A 13,995-nucleotide genomic window follows, 5' to 3' on the forward strand; every position below is an offset into this window, starting at 1 on the left:
GCCCAGGAATTCTCGCCAAAGGTGGCAGAACAGGCGGTGCACTGGCTGATCGAACTGCAGGGCGGTGCCCTCGACAGCCGCCAGCAACTGGCCATGGAGCGCTGGCTGCAGGCCAGCGAAGAACACCGCCGCGCCTGGGAACACATACAGCGGGTCAATCAGCGCCTGCGCGGGCTGTCTTCGCCACTGGCGCACGCCGCCCTGCAGGCGCCACGCTCGGCCAGCCGGCGGCGCGCGCTCAAGGCGCTGTTGCTGCTCGGGGTGGGCGGCGCCTGCGGGCTGGCCCTGCAGCAGCACAACCCGCTGCCGCCCCTGCTGGCCGACTACCGCAGCCCGCTGGGCCAGCGCCGCCAGATGCGCCTGGACGACGGCACGCACCTGCACCTGAACACCGCCAGCGCCGCCGACGTGCGCCTGGACCGCGAACAGCGGCTGATCCACCTGCTCGAAGGCGAACTGCTGCTCAATGTGGCCGACGACCCCCGCCCCCTGCGCGTGGTGACCGGCAACGGCCTGCTGCAGCTGTCGAGCGGGCGCTTCAACGTGCGCCAGTGGGCCGACCACAGCCGGGTGGCGGTGCTGCAGGGCCGGGCGATGCTTGCCGGGCATGCGCTTGAAGCCGGGCAGCAGGCGCGTTTCGACGGGCCACGCTGGGGCGCCACCCATGCGGTGGATGCCAACACCGGCGCCTGGGTCGACGGCATGCTGGTGGCTGCGCATACGCGCCTGGGGGACTTCATCGACGATCTGGCCCGCTACCGTCGCGGCCAGCTCACGTGCGATCCGGCGGTGACCGACCTGCTGCTGTCGGGCAGCTACCCGCTGGCCGACAGCGAACGCATCCTGGACCTGCTGGAGGTGTCGCTGCCGGTGCGCGTGCGGCGCTTCACCCGCTACTGGGTCACGGTAGAAGCCCGCGCCTGAGATTATTTTCAGAACCTTGAGCCGTTTTTTCATCTCGCGTGACAGAGAAGGCAGAACCCTTTGCCCCGACCTTCTCAAGGACCCTTTGCATGCCGCTTCGCCTAAGCCCCCTCGCCCATGCCCTGCTGCTGGGCGCCAGCCTCACCTTCGGCGCCGTTGCGCCCCTGCACGCCGCCCAGGCACGCACCTACCACATCGCCCCGATGTCGCTGGAAGACGCCCTGAACCAGTTCGGGCGTGAAAGCGGCGTGCTGATCTCGTTCGGCTCGCAGGTGACCCAGGGCGTGAAAAGCCGTGGCCTGGAAGGCGAGTATTCCACTGCACAGGGCCTGGCCGCGCTGCTTGAAGGCACCGGCCTGCAGGCCCGCGCCGAAGGCGACAACGCCTACAGCCTGCAACCGCTGGCCCCGGCCGCCGGCGCGCCGCTGGAGCTGGGCAGCTCCAGCGTGGTCGGCGACTGGCTGGGTGAAGCCACCCAGGACAACGTGTTCGAACACCCCGGCGCGCGAGACGTGATCCGCCGTGAAGAGTTCGAACGCACCGGCGCCAGCAGCGCACGGGAAGTGCTCAACCGCATCCCCGGGGTGAATGCGCCGGAAAACAACGGCACCGGCAGCCACGACATGGCGCTGAACTTCGGCATTCGCGGGCTCAACCCGCGCCTGGCCTCGCGCTCAACGGTGCTGATGGACGGCATTCCGGTGCCGTTCGCGCCCTATGGCCAGCCACAGCTGTCGTTCGCGCCGATCAGCCTGGGCAACATGGACGCGGTGGACGTGGTACGCGGCGGCGGCGCCGTGCGCTACGGGCCGCAGAACGTGGGCGGCATCGTCAATTTCGTGACCCGCGCGATCCCCGACGAACCCACGCTGAAGGCCGGCCTGCAGACCCAGACCAGCCCCTCCTCCAGCCACGACGGTTTCAAGAGCAGCGCCAACCTGCTGGCCGGCGGCACCGCCGACAACGGCCTGGGCGGCGCGATCCTGTATTCGGGCACCCGCGGTGGCGACTGGCGCGAGCACAGCGACACGCAGATCGACGACCTGATCCTCAAGGGCAAGCTGCAACTGGACGAGGCCAACAGCCTGCATGCCATGGCGCAGTATTACGAGGGCGAGGCGCAGATGCCCGGCGGCCTCAACGTGGCCGACTACGACGCCGACCCGTACCAGTCGACCCGCCTGCAGGACAAGTTCTGGGGCCGGCGCACGATGTTCAACGCCGGTTACGACTACAAGGAAGGCGAGCGCCAGTTCAGCGTCAACAGCTTCTTCACCAAGACCCTGCGCAGTGGCTACCTGGTGCAGAACAGGTCGATCTCGCTGTCGCCGCGCGAGTACTGGGTGCGCGGCATCGAAACCCGTTTCACCCAGGGCTTTGCGCTGGGCGACAGCCACCACGAGGTGGGCCTGGGCTACCGCTACATCAACGAGGCCGGGCACGAGCTGCGCTACATGGAGAGCATCAGCGCCGGCCAGTTGCCGACCACCTCCAGCCCCAACGACCGCGACACCCGTGGCGGCACCGATGCCCATGCGCTGTTTCTGGATGACCGCATCGACATCGGCCAGTGGACCATCACCCCGGGTATCCGCTACGAGATGATCAAGTCGCAGCAGAGCAACAAGCTCAAGGGCCTGGAATACAAGGGCGACTACAACACCGCTTTGCCGGCGCTGAACGTGATGTACCACCTGAGCGACAGCTGGAACCTCTACGCCAACACCGAGGGTTCGTTCGGCAGCGTGCAGTACAGCCAGATGCCCAACCGCGTGAACCAGGGTGAAGTGAAGCCCGAGAAGGCCCGCACCTGGGAGCTGGGCACGCGCTACGACAACGGCAACCTGCAGGCCGAGGCCGGGCTGTTCCTGATCAATTTCGACAACCAGTACGAAAGCAACCAGACCACCGACGACGTGATCGCCCGTGGTGAAACCCGCCACCAGGGCCTGGAAACTAGCGTGAAGTACGCGCTGGACGGCCTCACGCCGGCGCTGGCCGGGTTCGATGTGTACGCCAGCTATGCCTTCGTTGACGCGACAATCCGCGAAGATGGGCCGAACAAGGGCAATCGTGTGCCGTTCTCCTCCAGGCACAAGGGCACGCTGGGGCTGGGTTACACCGACGGGCCGTGGAAGCTGAACCTGGACAGCACCTACCAGAGCAGCCAGTTCGCCGACAACGCCAACACCTCGGCCCAAAGCGCAGACGGCGCGGCCGGGCGCATCCCGGGCTACATGCTGTTCAGCAGCCGCGCCGGCTATGACTTCGGGCCGCAGCTGTCGAACCTGAACGTGGCGGTGGGGGTGAAGAACATCTTCAACCACCAGTACTTCACGCGCTCGTTCGACGACAACAACAAGGGCAAGTATGTGGGTGAGCCACGGACGGTCTATCTGCAGACATCGATTGCTTTCTGATCGGTAGCGTCTGCTTCGCCGGCAAGGCCGGCTCCTACAGGAGCGCACCTTGCCGGGGGGCCGCGCATTGACTCAGGACACCCCCAGACAACCTTTCACCTGTTTAATTGCCACAAAATATTTTTCTTCTTCAAGCACTTGAAAAGTTCTGCCAACTGCCTGACCTTGTAGTCAAGAGGCGATGATTTCCACAGGCCGCAATGGCCCGCATCGTTCTCTTGCGAGCTAGCTGAATAAGGGATTGAACTATGCAAATCCAAGTCAACAGCGACAACCATATCCAAAGCAGTGCCCGTCTCGAAGAGTGGGTACGCACTACGGTAGAAAGCACGCTCGAACGCTACGAAGAAGACCTCACCCGCATCGAAGTCCACCTGCGCGATGAGAACGGCGACAAGCCAGGCCCCCACGACATGCGCTGCCAGATGGAGGCACGCCCCAAAGGCCATCAACCGATTTCCGTCAGCCACAAGGCCGATAGCCTGGAGCAGGCCATCGAAGGCGCCGCGACCAAACTCGAGCATTCCCTCGAGCACCTGTTCGGCAAACTGCGCGGCAAACGTGGCGTGACCCAGAAGGTCGCAACCGCCCCGGCAGCCGATGCCCTGCTGCAGGAAGAATTCCTGGAGAACGAGCAAGCCCTGCAGGCCCGTCAGGCCTGACAGCCAAGGCAATGAAAGAAGGCGAGCCACGGCTCGCCTTTTTTATTGACCACTCGGCACCTGCCCCGCAACGCCACCTGAACCAACCTGGCCAGGGCCCGGTCAATCAGAACATGTCTTTGCCAGGTACAGCCCCATGATCAACCCCTTCCAACAGATCAACGCTGCATTTGCCGACACCTACCGGGTCAACCTGAGTATCGAGCGGCTCGATGGCAGCATCATGCTGACCCTGTCCGACGATCAGGGCGTGGTGGCCAAGCGCCTGATCAGCCCGGCCCAGCGCAATGACCCCAAGCGCCTGGCGCGCCTGATCGAGAGCGTGCGCTTTGGCATTGCCATCGAGCAGGGCCACAGCGCCATGGAGATTCTGGCCAGCATGACCCGCGACGGTGCACGCACCCCGGGCCTGCGCGCCGCCAGCGAGCGCCGCGCGGGGGCGTAAGGCTATTTGGCCTCTTCGATTTCCTTGCCGCTGGCGTCGATGGCCTTGGTGGAGGGGTAGCGCGACGAGGCGTAGCGCACCACCAGGATCGAGAACGACAGCAGCAGGATCCCGCCGCACACATACAGCAGGCCCACGTCGGGGGCCTTGTGGTGCGACACATCGCCGATCAGCAGGCGCGTAAGCGCGGTGATCGCCACGTACAAAAGGAAGCGGATGGGCATGTGGTTGGTCTTGAAGTAGATCCCCACCATCGCCCCCAGCTCCAGGTAGATGAACAGCAGCAGGATGTCATCGACGCTCACCCCACCCTTGCCGATCATCTCGATGAATGCCGACACCGCCGCATAGGCGGTGATGGCACCGATGCCGAACAGTGCCAGGTAATGAAAGGCCTCCACGCACAGGTTGCCCAGCGAATCCGCCGAGCCATGCAGGCCCTTGCGCACTTTTTCAGCCCATTTGATGTTCACGATGCGAATTCCTTGGAAACGACGAAGGGAGGATGCGCCACCCAGGTGACGCTTTGCCTGCATGCAGTAAAAAGGCCAGCGGCACAGCTTGAGAAGGCGACCGATTGCCGCAAGACACCCGCCACCCCACCATTGCGAGCAAATTGAGCTATAAAAATGCCACTACCCAAACGTGGTGGTTTGCCTTATGCTTTTACCTGTATAAAAACACAGTACTCGTACACATCAATTATCGAAAGGCATGTGAGGTGATGAATGGCCGTCGAAGTGGTATACCGCAGCAGCCGCGATCTGGAGCGCTTGTTCATGGATAAAGCTGAAGCAGACCGTCACGACAAGATGCTCGAGCTGGCCGAACTGCTCGCCGAGGTGCTGCAGAAGGCCGTGCCGTCGCTGAGCGAACAGCAGGTCGAGGAAGCGGGTATCTACATGGCGAAGAACCGCGATGTGTTCGCCAAGGCCTTCAAGAGCCAGCCCGACGCGTTGTCCGAGCTGCTTGCCGAGCAGCCCGCCGAGTAGGCATCAGGCGTTGTACACCAGCTTCTCGGCCAGTTGCTGGGCCACGCGGGCCGGCGAACTCTTCTCGGCCTGGGCGTGGGCGAAGACCTCGGTCAGCCGCGTGGGGATGCGCGCAAGGTGCGCGGTGATGGTGCCAAGGTCCTGGCCCTGGTGGGTCAGCGCCACGTAGATCAGCCCGCCGGAATTGATGATGTAGTCCGGGGCATACAGAATGCCGCGGGTTTCGAGCTGGTCGGCGACCTGAAGGTGGGTCAGCTGGTTGTTCGCCGAGCCGGCCACCGCGGCACAGCGCAGCTGCATGACGCTCTGGCTGTTGAGCACCGGGCCCAGCCCGCACGGCGCAAAGATGTCGCAAGGCGTGCTGACCAGCGCTTCGCTGGCCACCGGCAGCGCATTCAACTGCTCCATGGCCAGTTGCACCCGCCCCGGGTCATGGTCGCTGACCAGCAGTACCGCCCCCGCCGCATGCAACTGCTCGGCCAGGGCAAACCCGACATTCCCCAACCCCTGCACAGCCACGCGCAACCCTTCCAGGTTGTCGGTGCCCAGGCGCGCCATCGCCGTGGCGCGGATGCCGGCGAACACGCCCATGGCCGAATGCGGCGAAGGGTCGCCGGCGGTGGTGGTACTGGTGACGTGCCGGGTGCTCTGGGCGATGCAGTCCATGTCCAGGGTCGAGGTGCCGCTATCGGTCGCGGTGATGTAGCGCCCCTCCAGGCTGTCGACGAAGCGCCCGAAGGACTCGAACAGCGCGGCGCGGTTTTCCACATGGGGGTTGCGGATGATCACCGCCTTGCCACCGCCCAGCGGCAGGCCCGCCAGGGCAGCCTTGTAGCTCATGCCCTGGGCCAGGCGAATGGCATCGGTCATTGCGGTGTCGTCGTCCGGGTAAGGCAGATAGCGACAACCGCCCATGGCCGGGCCCAGCCGCTGGTTGTGAATGGCGATCACCGCCTTGAGGCCCGTGGCCGGGTCGACGCACAGGTGCAGTGAGTGGGTGCGCGTGCTTTGCATGAGAGCGAACATTGCCCAGCCCTCGTGAGTCAGTGCTCCCACCAGTATAGGCGGCGCGAAGGCACACGTTGCGGCACTGGACGAACGCCCCTGCCGGCGCTACAACAGAAGCTTGAGCGGAGACTGCCATGACCCCACGCCAAGCCTGCCTGGCCTGCCTGGAACGCAACCCCGCCGCCCTGTTCGAGGCGGCGCTGTGGATCGCTGCCGAACACGATGCCAGCGTGCAGCCGGCCCAGGTGCTGGGCGAATTGCAGCTCGTGCAGCAGCAGGTCAGCCAGAGCCTGCCCATGCTGCCGGTGAGCGAACTGGCGCAGCCGTTGCTGCGGGCGCTCAGCGCGGCGGGCTTCCAGCAGGACGAATATCACCCATTGCGCCCGCAGGCGGCGCTGCTGAACAAGGTGCTGCAACGTCGTCGCGGACAACCGCTGGCACTGGCGATCCTCACGCTGGAGCTGGCCCGCGGGCTGTCGATACCACTGGAGGGGGTGAATTTTCCGGGGCATTTCCTGTTGCGCGTGCCGGGGGCCGATCACCTGCTGGACCCCTGCGGCGGGCGCCGGTTGTACCCGGCCGATTGTCGCGAGTTGCTCAGCCGCCAGTTCGGCCCGCAGTTGCCGTTGAGCGCCGAGCATCTGGTGACGGCCAGCGCACAGCAGATGCTGCAACGACTGTCGCGCAACCTGCGTCAGTTGCATGCAAGCAATGATGATGACCTGGCGGCGTTGAAGGATGCCGAGCGGGTGCTGTTGCTGGGCTCGGCCAGCGCCAGCGACTACCTGGCGCGGGCGACACTGTATCAGCGGCTGGATTGCCCGCAGGCAGAGCGGTTTGACCTGGAGCATGCGCTGATGCTGACGGATGACCCGATCCAGCGGTTGCGCCTGACCGAGCGGCTGAGCCACCTGCCGCCGCCGACGCCTTCGGTGCACTGAAAGCTTCGCCGGCCAGGCCGGCTCCTACACGGGCCGCGCAGCGCCTGCAGGAGCCGGCCTGGCCGGCGAATGGGCCATCAGGGGGCATCCGGCTGACGCGAAGGGTGCGCCTGCACGAACGCATCATGCTCACCGGCCAGCGCCACCACCCGGCGAATCCGTGGCCAGCCCGACAGGTCCACATTGAACCGTTCGGCCGCATACACCTGCGGGATCAGGTACACATCCGCCAGCCCCGGCTCATCGCCGAAACAGAACCCCGCCTCGCCGATCATCTGCTCCACCGCCGCCAGCCCCTGGGTGATCCAGTGGCCGATCCAGGCGTTCACCTGGGTGTCGTCATGCCCCAGCTCACGCAGCTGATTGAGCACGCTGACATTGTGCAGCGGGTGGATGTCGCAACCGATCAACGCCGCCACGGCGCGCGCCTGCGCCCGCGCCACCGGCGACTGCGGCAACAGCGCAGGCTGTGGATAAACCTCCTCCAGGTACTCGATGATCGCCGGCGACTGCACCAGCAGCTCGCCCGAGTCGATACGCAGCGCCGGGATGCGCCCCTGGGGGTTCAGCCCCAGGAACTCGGCCTCGCGCTGCGCGCCCTTGAGCAGGTTGACCGGCAGCGACTGGTAATCCAGCTGCTTGAGCGCCAGCGCAATGCGCACGCGGTACGACGAGGTAGAACGGTAGTAGGTATACAGTTCCATGCTCGTACCCTCTCAATGTGCCGGCAGGATCTTGCCGCGGCACTCGCCAAAACCGATCGACGCCACGCCATCACGCTTGCAGCGCGCGCGCAGGATGATCTCGTCGCCGTCTTCGAGGAACCTGCGCACCTCGCCACTGGCCAGTTCGATCGGCACCTTGCCGCCCTCGGTAATCTCCAGCAGGCTGCCGAACTGGCCAGGCTTGGCGCCCGACAGGGTGCCCGAACCGAACAGGTCGCCTGGCTGCAACTGGCAGCCGTTGACACTGTGGTGCGCAACCATCTGCGCCACGGTCCAGTACATGCTCAGGGTGTTGCTCAGGGTCAGGCGATGCGCCGGCAGGTTCTGCTCGCGCATGCGCTCGGTCAGCAGCAGCACTTCCAGCTCGATGTCGAACGCGCCACCCGCCTGGTCACGCGGGTCGAGCAGGTACGCCAGCGGCTGCGGATCGCCTTCGGGGCGTGCCGGCTGGGCGCAGCGGAACGGCTCCAGCGCTTCGGCGGTGACCACCCAGGGCGACACGGTGGAGATGAAGCTCTTGGACAGGAACGGGCCCAGCGGCTGGTATTCCCAGGCCTGGATGTCGCGGGCCGACCAGTCGTTGAGCAGGCAGTAGCCGGCCACGTGTTCGCCTGCCTGCGCTACCGGGATGGCATCGCCCATGGCATTGCCCTGGCCGATCCAGATGCCCAGCTCCAGTTCGTAGTCCAGCCGCGCGCACGGGCCGAAGCTCGGCTCGGTTTGCCCGGCAGGCAGGGTCTGGCCGTTGGGCCGACGAACATCGGTACCCGACGGGCGAATGGTCGAGGCACGGCCGTGGTAGCCTATCGGCACGTACTTGTAGTTGGGCAGCAGCGGGTTGTCGGGGCGAAACAGCTTGCCGACGTTCTTGGCGTGCTCGATGCCTACATAGAAGTCGGTGTAGTCGCCGATGCGCGCCGGCAGGTGCAGTTGGCACTCGGCGGCCGGGTACAGGGCCGGCTTCAGCGCAGCCTGGTGCGGGCTGTCGGCACCCAGCAGTTCGAGCAGGCGCTCGCGCAGGGCCACGCGGGCCTCACGGCCCAGGGCGAAATAGGCGTTCAGCGCACCACCGCGGGTGGCCTGCACCGCATTGCGGGCCTGGCCGTCGAACAGCCCGGCAGCCAGCACCGCGTCGAGGTCCAGAATCGCGTCACCGATGGCCACACCGCAGCGACGCTCGTCGCTGCCACGGCTGAAGATACCCAGCGGCAGGTTCTGCAGCGGGAAATCGCTATGCCCGTTGGCGTGCTCGACCCAACTGCGGGCAATGGCGGACTGGTTCATGGTTATCTCCGATTCGGGGTGAAGGTGCTCGGCAAGGTGGCCCAGCACGTGTCGTAGTCGGCCTGCAGTTGCGGGCATTCAAGCGCATGGCGGGTCGGGCGCAGCACCTGGCTGGTCTCGAACATGAACGCCATGGTGTTGTCGATCTTGCTCGGTGCAAGGTCGGCGGCAATCGCCCTGGCGCAGGTTTCGGCATCCGGGCCGTGGGCGCTCATGCAGCTGTGCAGCGAGGCGCCGCCGGGCAGGAAGCCTTCGGCCTTGGCGTCGTACTCGCCCTTGATCAACCCCATGAACTCGTTCATCAGGTTGCGGTGGAACCACGGTGGACGGAAGGTGTTCTCGGCCACCATCCAGCGCGGCGGGAAAATCACGAAATCGATGTTGGCCATGCCCGGTACGCTGGTAGGCGAAGTGAGCACGGTGAAGATCGACGGGTCGGGATGATCGAAGCTGACCGTGCCGATGGTGTTGAAACGGCGCAGGTCGTATTTGTACGGCACGTTGTTGCCGTGCCAGGCCACCACGTCCAGCGGCGAGTGCTGCAGTTCGCAGCCCCACAGCTCGCCGAGGAACTTCTGTACCAGCGGCACCGGGCCCTGCTGCTCTTCGTAGTGGGCCACCGGCGCGAGGAAGTCGCGCGGGTTGGCCAGGCCGTTGCTGCCCAGCGGGCCCAGGTCCGGAATGCGCAGCGGCGCGCCGTGGTTTTCGGCAATGTAGCCACGCGCCTGACTGTCGAGCAGCTCGACGCGAAACTTCAGGCCACGGGGCAGCACGGCGATTTCCAGGGGCTCCACGTCCAGCACGCCCAGCTCGGTGACGAGGCGCAGGCGGCCCTGCTCGGGGACCAGCAGCAGTTCGCCATCGGCGTTGAAGAACACCCGCTCCATGGAACGGTTGGCGCGGTAGTTGTAGATGCTGATGCCGGCCGGCTTTTGCGCCGCCGAGTTGGCCGCCATGGCTACCCAGCCGTCGATGAAGTCGGTGGGCTCGGCCGGGATGTCCAGCGGGCTCCAGCGCAGCCGGTTGGGGGTTACCGGGCCCAGCGGGCCGCCGCTCAACTGGCGCTCGAGGCGTTCGAATGCCGGGTGCAGTGCCGATGGCCGGATACGGTACAGCCAGGTACGCCGCTGCTCGCTGCGCGCCATGGTGAATGCGGTGCCGGAAAACAGCTCGGCATACAGGCCATACGGGGCTTTTTGCGGGGAGTTCTGGCCAACCGGCAGGGCGCCGGGCAATGCCTCGCTGGCAAATTCGTTGCCGAAGCCGCTCTGGTAAGCGAGGGCGGGAGTGGAATCGACGTTCATCGAGCCTCCAGTCAGGTAGCGTTATTATTATCGTAAACTGATTACGCATAACGTAATTTGATACCTGTAACCCGTCAAGCTATAAAGACGCCCACCTGTCAACACGGACCCCTTTCCCATGAGCAAAACCAGAACCGCCGACAGCAACGGCAAACAGAAGGTCCGCTCGGCGGAGGTCGGTACCGACATTCTCAAGGCGCTGGCCCAGCTCTCGCCGGCCACCTCGCTGTCGCGCCTGGCCGAGCATGTGCAGATGCCCGCGAGCAAGGTGCATCGCTACCTGCAGGCCCTGATCGCCAGCGGCTTTGCCGAGCAGAACCCGGCCACCAACCACTACGGGCTGGGCCGTGAAGCCCTGCGCGTGGGCCTGGCCGCGCTGGGCGGGATGGACGTGCTCAAAGTGGCGGCCATGCCGTTGTCACAGCTGCGTGACGCGCTCAATGAAAGCTGCTTTATCGCGGTGTGGGGCAACCAGGGCGCAACGGTGGTGAACATCGAACCTGCGGTGCGCGCCGTGACGGTGGTGACGCAGATCGGCTCGGTGCTGCCGTTGCTCAGTTCGTCCACCGGGCTGGTGTTCGGGGCCTACCTGCCCCAGCGCGAGACCATCGAGTTGCGCGACCAGGAACTGCTTGCCCTGGGCCAGGACGCCGCAGACTACGAAGCGCTGTTTGCGCAGATCCGCGCACGCGGCCTGCACCATGTGCATGGCCTGCTGATGCCGGGGGTGGATGCGCTGTCGGCACCGGTGTTCAACGCCATGGGCAACATCGCTGCCGTGCTGACCGTGGTGGGCCCTACCTCGATTTTCCATGCCGATGAACAGGGCCCGGCGGCGCAGCAGCTGCAGGCGGCGGCTCAGGCAATCAGCTGGCGCATGGGCTATGAACCACAGTGACCTGTTTTGGTGCACTGTTACCCACTTTGCAACAGTGAATGTCCGAAACGTCTATTTTTTTCGGTAGGGGGGCTGGCTATGCTGGCCGGGCTTGCAGCGAAACGCGGTTTCGCCAGGCGCTGGGCCGATGGTTTGGCGGTTAATGTCAGGTTAATCCTCTCCCCCTAGAGTAACCACCTGACACGTTGAACCCTCCCCCTTCAGGTTCACCGACGTTGATTTTGAAGCTCCTTGATCTACGTCTTGCTTGGCCGCTGCTTTTGCAGCGGCCTTTTTTATTTGTGCGGCCCGGTTCAGCCTGCGTGCCTGTGCAGATTGGCCATCATCTGCTGCAACGCCTCGAGGCTGTCCTGCGGGTGCACCGCGCCCTCGAAATCGCCGATCGCATCCCAACTTGCGGCGATGTCTTCCACGCTCATGCCCTGGCGCGGGTCGAAGCCCACCCCCAGGCTGCGTTCCCAGCGCACCTTGCCCACCCAGCCGCCACCGACCTCGTACAGCCCGCCGGTGTCCTGGCAGCGATCACTGCCCAGGTACACCACCAGCGGGCTGATCAGCTCGGGCTTGAGCTGTTCGAACACCTGCGGCGGAATCAGCCCCTCGGTCATGCGCGTGCCACCGGTGGGGGCGATGGCATTGACCAGGATGCCGTGCTTGCGCCCCTCGAGCGCCAGAGTGCGGGTCAGCCCGTACAGGCCCAGCTTGGCCATGCCGTAGTTGGCCTGGCCGAAATTGCCGTAGATGCCCGAGGTGGACGAGGTGAAGATCACCCGCCCCGCGTTCTGCTCGCGCAGGTGCGGCCAGGCGGCGCGGGTGAGCTTGTAGGCACCCTCCACATGCACGCGGTACACCTGGTCCCAGTCGCTGTCCTCCATCTTGTGAAAGGTCTTGTCCCGCAGGATGCCGGCGTTGTTGACCAGCACATCCACGCGGCCGAAGGTGTCCAGCGCCTGCTGGACGATACGCTCGCCATCGGTGACCGAGTCATGGCTCGCCACCGCCGTGCCGCCCGCCTCGCGAATCTCGGCCACCACACGGTCGGCCGCCGATGCGCTGGCGCCCTCACCATGGGTGGAGCCTCCCAGGTCGTTGACCACCACGTGGGCACCATGACGGGCGAACAGCAGCGCATGGGCACCCCCGAGGCCCCCGCCAGCGCCGGTCACAATCACTACTTTTTCATCCAGGCGAATCGACTCGGTCATCTCGGCACTCCGTTAACTGCAAGGAATATGGCAGCCAGTGTCAGCCAGCGCCCGGCCCCGGACAATCAACCGGGCGGACGCTGAATGGCAGGCGATAAGGCAGCGGGATGATCAGGACCAGGCGACCTTGTGCGCCAGGCTTGGCAGGGGTTGCTGCCGAAATGCCAGGTAGTGGCGCAGCACCTGTACCGGTGCCTCGGTGTGCGGATAATGGCCGATGCCCTGCAGGGTCACGGTGTCGGGTTGGGGCACCAGTTCGCAGTAACGCGCCACCACATGCGCGCCCGATACCGGGTCGGCGGCGCCATTGATAAGGCGCAGCGGTACGCCTGACTGCTGCAAGGCCGCCACCCAGCGCTCGCGCCAGGTGACGCGCTCGGGTACATAGGCTGCCAGCTTGTGCAGGATGCGATTGCCACGGTTGGAGGCGATCAGGCTCCAGCAGTCATCCAGCACGCTTTCACTGGGGCGTGTGCTGCGGCCATAGAGGTGGGTGACATTCCTGACCAGGTCGTCGCGCCCGAACGAGCGCGCCACCAGCCAGCCAAGCCGGCTGAGCAGGAGCTTGTGCACCAGCAACGCACGGTGGCACTCCGGGAACAGGCCGGCGTTGAGAAACGCGCAACTGGCCACCTGGGCCGCCCCCTCGTGGTGACGGGCCAGCAGTTCCTGGGCCACCGTGGCGCCATAGTCATGGGCCAGCAGGTGCACCGGCTCCTGAACCTGCAGGTGTTCGAGCAGGGCCTGCTGTACGTCTGCCTGTTCCAGCAGGCTGTAGGTGTGGTGCAACGGCTTGGACGAGTCACCGAAGCCGAGCATGTCGCAGGCGATCACGCGAAAGCGCTGGGCCAGGGGTTGCCACAGGTAGTGCCAGTCCCAGCTGGCAGTGGGGAAGCCGTGCAGCAGAAGCAGGGGCTCGCCCTGCCCTGCGCTCCAGTAGCGAATCGATTGCTGGCGAAACGTGAAACTGCGACCACGGGTACGCCAGACACTCAAGGGAATCTCGGCGAGGGGCATCACGCAGGTCCTGGTTCGGGGCTGCAACTTCCTGGGGGCAGCGCGTTGTCGGGCAAAGGGTTGGCGGCGGTCATTGCAATCACCTCGGCACATGGGTGTGCTCTGCTGCCGGTCAGTCTAGAGGCGCGATTCGATGGCGGGTGTTGCATTGCCAGCCAGCTTATTGGCCC

At 65.3% G+C, this 13,995-nt stretch carries 14 protein-coding genes; 7 read left to right on the forward strand and 7 right to left on the reverse strand.

The genetic code is table 11. The annotated features are described in order from the left end of the window. The first annotated feature begins 21 nt into the window (after nt 1–21). The 4 genes from B4I46_RS24375 to B4I46_RS24390 all read left to right on the forward strand — a co-directional run bounded on the left by B4I46_RS24375 (nt 22) and on the right by B4I46_RS24390 (nt 4,451). A complete protein-coding gene (locus B4I46_RS24375) occupies nt 22–924 on the forward strand; it encodes a FecR domain-containing protein (RefSeq protein WP_286902235.1) in 903 nt (300 codons plus the stop codon). Between the two features lie 89 nt (nt 925–1,013). Next, nucleotides 1,014–3,344, forward strand: a complete 2,331-nt coding sequence (gene fecA, locus B4I46_RS24380) for a TonB-dependent Fe(3+) dicitrate receptor FecA (RefSeq protein ID WP_286902236.1) — start codon at nt 1,014–1,016, stop codon at nt 3,342–3,344. A gap of 248 nt (nt 3,345–3,592) precedes the next feature. Continuing rightward, nucleotides 3,593–4,006: an HPF/RaiA family ribosome-associated protein gene (locus tag B4I46_RS24385; RefSeq protein ID WP_043860410.1), complete on the forward strand. Its 414-nt coding sequence runs from the start codon at nt 3,593–3,595 to the stop codon at nt 4,004–4,006. Nucleotides 4,007–4,142: 136 nt separating this feature from the next. Next, complete coding sequence (locus B4I46_RS24390) at nt 4,143–4,451, forward strand: DUF3509 domain-containing protein (RefSeq protein ID WP_043860411.1); 309 nt, start codon at nt 4,143–4,145, stop codon at nt 4,449–4,451. Between the two features lie 2 nt (nt 4,452–4,453). Here the strand turns inward: B4I46_RS24390 and B4I46_RS24395 are convergent, their stop codons facing one another. After that, nucleotides 4,454–4,924, reverse strand: a complete 471-nt coding sequence (locus tag B4I46_RS24395; protein ID WP_043860412.1) for a phosphate-starvation-inducible protein PsiE — start codon at nt 4,922–4,924, stop codon at nt 4,454–4,456. Nucleotides 4,925–5,179: 255 nt separating this feature from the next. On the opposite strand from B4I46_RS24395, the gene B4I46_RS24400 reads away from it, so the two are divergent. Further along, nucleotides 5,180–5,443, forward strand: coding sequence for a YebG family protein (locus tag B4I46_RS24400; RefSeq protein WP_043860413.1), 264 nt, complete (start codon nt 5,180–5,182; stop codon nt 5,441–5,443). Nucleotides 5,444–5,446: 3 nt separating this feature from the next. On the opposite strand, the gene B4I46_RS24405 is transcribed toward B4I46_RS24400, so the two are convergent. Then, nucleotides 5,447–6,469 carry a Leu/Phe/Val dehydrogenase gene (locus B4I46_RS24405; protein WP_286902237.1) on the reverse strand — a complete coding sequence of 341 codons (1,023 nt, stop codon included), beginning with the start codon at nt 6,467–6,469 and terminating at the stop codon, nt 5,447–5,449. Between the two features lie 116 nt (nt 6,470–6,585). Here B4I46_RS24405 and B4I46_RS24410 point away from each other — a divergent pair, with 116 nt between their 5' ends. Next, nucleotides 6,586–7,392, forward strand: a complete 807-nt coding sequence (locus tag B4I46_RS24410) for a SirB1 family protein (RefSeq protein ID WP_043860415.1) — start codon at nt 6,586–6,588, stop codon at nt 7,390–7,392. A gap of 77 nt (nt 7,393–7,469) precedes the next feature. Here the strand turns inward: B4I46_RS24410 and maiA are convergent, their stop codons facing one another. The 3 genes from maiA to hmgA are packed head-to-tail and all read right to left on the reverse strand — an operon-like array spanning nt 7,470 to nt 10,705. Next, entirely contained in the window at nt 7,470–8,096 is a 627-nt protein-coding gene (maiA, locus tag B4I46_RS24415) for a maleylacetoacetate isomerase (protein ID WP_253086573.1), read from the reverse strand. A 12-nt stretch (nt 8,097–8,108) separates the two neighbouring features. Then, on the reverse strand, nt 8,109–9,401 hold the full coding sequence (gene fahA, locus B4I46_RS24420) for a fumarylacetoacetase (RefSeq protein WP_043860417.1): 1,293 nt from the start codon (nt 9,399–9,401) through the stop codon (nt 8,109–8,111). A gap of 2 nt (nt 9,402–9,403) precedes the next feature. Beyond that, the gene (gene hmgA / locus B4I46_RS24425; protein WP_043860418.1) at nt 9,404–10,705 is read right to left on the reverse strand and encodes a homogentisate 1,2-dioxygenase; all 1,302 of its coding nucleotides are present in this window, start codon (nt 10,703–10,705) and stop codon (nt 9,404–9,406) included. Between the two features lie 118 nt (nt 10,706–10,823). Between hmgA and B4I46_RS24430 the strand changes: the two genes are divergently transcribed. Beyond that, nucleotides 10,824–11,603, forward strand: a complete 780-nt coding sequence (locus tag B4I46_RS24430; protein ID WP_286902238.1) for an IclR family transcriptional regulator — start codon at nt 10,824–10,826, stop codon at nt 11,601–11,603. A gap of 293 nt (nt 11,604–11,896) precedes the next feature. Here B4I46_RS24430 and B4I46_RS24435 read toward each other — a convergent pair whose 3' ends face one another. Continuing rightward, nucleotides 11,897–12,808 (reverse strand): SDR family oxidoreductase, encoded by a 912-nt coding sequence (locus B4I46_RS24435; RefSeq protein WP_286902240.1) that lies wholly within the window; start codon nt 12,806–12,808, stop codon nt 11,897–11,899. Nucleotides 12,809–12,919: 111 nt separating this feature from the next. Beyond that, a complete protein-coding gene (locus B4I46_RS24440; RefSeq protein ID WP_043860421.1) occupies nt 12,920–13,825 on the reverse strand; it encodes an alpha/beta fold hydrolase in 906 nt (301 codons plus the stop codon). Nucleotides 13,826–13,995: the final 170 nt, after the last annotated feature.

Source organism: Pseudomonas sp. UBA7500, from assembly GCF_002478435.1.
GTDB classification, from domain to species: Bacteria; Pseudomonadota; Gammaproteobacteria; order Pseudomonadales; family Pseudomonadaceae; genus Aquipseudomonas; species Aquipseudomonas palmensis.

Bases quoted from the DNA above. Each gene is read 5' to 3' on its own strand.
- B4I46_RS24430 (WP_286902238.1), top strand. From the start codon at position 10,824: ATGAGCAAAACCAGAACCGCCGACAGCAACGGCAAACAGAAGGTCCGC.
- B4I46_RS24440 (WP_043860421.1), bottom strand. From the start codon at position 13,825: ATGCCCCTCGCCGAGATTCCCTTGAGTGTCTGGCGTACCCGTGGTCGC.
- fahA (WP_043860417.1), bottom strand. From the start codon at position 9,401: ATGAACCAGTCCGCCATTGCCCGCAGTTGGGTCGAGCACGCCAACGGG.
- B4I46_RS24400 (WP_043860413.1), top strand. From the start codon at position 5,180: ATGGCCGTCGAAGTGGTATACCGCAGCAGCCGCGATCTGGAGCGCTTG.
- B4I46_RS24435 (WP_286902240.1), bottom strand. From the start codon at position 12,808: ATGACCGAGTCGATTCGCCTGGATGAAAAAGTAGTGATTGTGACCGGC.
- hmgA (WP_043860418.1), bottom strand. From the start codon at position 10,705: ATGAACGTCGATTCCACTCCCGCCCTCGCTTACCAGAGCGGCTTCGGC.
- fecA (WP_286902236.1), top strand. From the start codon at position 1,014: ATGCCGCTTCGCCTAAGCCCCCTCGCCCATGCCCTGCTGCTGGGCGCC.
- B4I46_RS24390 (WP_043860411.1), top strand. From the start codon at position 4,143: ATGATCAACCCCTTCCAACAGATCAACGCTGCATTTGCCGACACCTAC.
- B4I46_RS24410 (WP_043860415.1), top strand. From the start codon at position 6,586: ATGACCCCACGCCAAGCCTGCCTGGCCTGCCTGGAACGCAACCCCGCC.
- B4I46_RS24385 (WP_043860410.1), top strand. From the start codon at position 3,593: ATGCAAATCCAAGTCAACAGCGACAACCATATCCAAAGCAGTGCCCGT.
- B4I46_RS24405 (WP_286902237.1), bottom strand. From the start codon at position 6,469: ATGTTCGCTCTCATGCAAAGCACGCGCACCCACTCACTGCACCTGTGC.
- maiA (WP_253086573.1), bottom strand. From the start codon at position 8,096: ATGGAACTGTATACCTACTACCGTTCTACCTCGTCGTACCGCGTGCGC.